This window comes from Oleiphilus sp. HI0043 (assembly GCF_001634935.1).
In genome coordinates, this window is the sequence record NZ_LWEY01001297.1 from 1 (window position 1) to 1603 (window position 1603).

A 1603-nucleotide genomic window follows, 5' to 3' on the forward strand; every position below is an offset into this window, starting at 1 on the left:
GCAAAAGAAGCCGGTTGCCGGATTGTCCATTGTTGTGGTTTTGACTCGATTCCTTCCGACATGGGTGTGTACTTTCTTCAGCGTGAAGCAAAACATCACTATGGCGAATATTGCTACCATATCAAGATGCGCTTAAAAGCTGCAAAAGGGGCGATGAGTGGCGGTACCTTTGCCAGTATGAATAATGTGATGCTCGAAGCGAGTAAAGACCCTGAAGTTAAGAAGGTGATCTTCAACCCTTATGGTTTGAACCCTCAGGGGGAAATGTCGGGCCCTGATAAGCCAGATATGCAAAGCGTTAAATACGACTCTGACCTAAAAGCTTGGATCATGCCTTTCATCATGGCGGCAATAAATACGCGCGTTGTTCGACGCTCTCATGCTTTGAAGTCTTACCCGTATGGAAAAGACTTCCTTTATGATGAAGCGATGATGAGCGGCAAAGGCTTTACTGGAAGAGCCAAAGGTTATGCTGGCTTATTGACCTTAGGCTTGATGATGGCAGGTAAGCCGGGGTCTTGGTATAAAAATACAATTAATCGCTTTTTCCCTGAACCTGGTGAAGGGCCAAATAAAGCAGAGCGTGAAGCTGGCTTCTTCACCTTTAGTGTAATTGGCCGTATGAATGACCGAACATTGGTTGCCAAGGTTACAGGTGACCGAGACCCAGGTTATGGTTCTACTTCTAAAATGCTTGGTGAAAGTGCAGCCTGTTTAGCCTTGGATAAGAAACACTTGCCGAAGATGTGCGGAGTGTTGACACCCTCAACAGCAATGGGTGATGCCTTATTGCATAGGCTAGAAGAAAAGGCTGGTCTAGGCTTCTCAATCGAGCCCTAAGGTTATTGAGTTCAGGGTAAGTCGGGTTTTAACCCGACGATGCAGTTAATCAATGTTATAAGCTAAAGATGGGTTGGAGATAAACTCATTTTCATTGCCCTGATACTCAGCCACAATCGCATTACGTGAGACTTCCTCCGGGCTTGGTGGATCATTCTCATGCCATAGTTTTAATAAAGACATATGAGTACGCAAGGGTAGGTCATAGTTAGCCTTCATATAAAACAGAATTCTGGCAATATCCCCTTTGAGCTCGTTAGGTGGGTCAATAATGTGTAACTTCTTTCGAATGCCGCAATTATTGGCCTCAATCGTTTCTTCTAAGTTGCCGAACTTTGCGCCTTTTCTTTTAAACTCAAAGTAAGAGTCAGCCGGAACAACATTATGCAAATCAGAGATTATTTCCATATAGCGATCGTCTGAACGAAGGCACTGGCGTTTAGTTCCGCATTGAAGGTGGTCACGTACTTGAGCGCTTGGGTAAATATGGCTGACCGCGAGAAGCGGTGTTTTCTTTGAGAAAGACTTTTTGCAGAAAAAGGTCTGCCCGCCATTTTTATAAATGGCGCCCCAAAATTTATCCTTAATCACTGATTTGTAATCAGCTGCCGCGATTGAACTTAATAGCAAGCAGCTGATAGCGATAACTATCGCGCTACATATTTGTTTGTTGCGTTTTAAGCGCATTCAGGTTTACCTCGGTGAAGCTATTGGTAGTAAAAGAAGACTGCTTAACAACTTATATGATTCTTATAATTGACGT

At 43.8% G+C, this 1603-nt stretch carries 2 protein-coding genes; one reads left to right on the forward strand and one right to left on the reverse strand.

The window, feature by feature from the left end:
• Positions 1-840: trans-acting enoyl reductase family protein (locus A3729_RS33190; RefSeq protein ID WP_068634107.1), on the forward strand; the 840-nt coding region annotated here is incomplete at its 5' end.
• A 45-nt stretch (positions 841-885) separates the two neighbouring features.
• Here the strand turns inward: A3729_RS33190 and A3729_RS16915 are convergent.
• Positions 886-1527, reverse strand: coding sequence for an endonuclease (locus tag A3729_RS16915; RefSeq protein WP_082865261.1), 642 nt, complete (start codon positions 1525-1527; stop codon positions 886-888).
• Positions 1528-1603: the final 76 nt, after the last annotated feature.

Coding starts and splice junctions, on each gene's coding strand:
- A3729_RS16915 (WP_082865261.1), bottom strand. CDS start 1,527: ATGCGCTTAAAACGCAACAAACAAATATGTAGCGCGATAGTTATCGCT.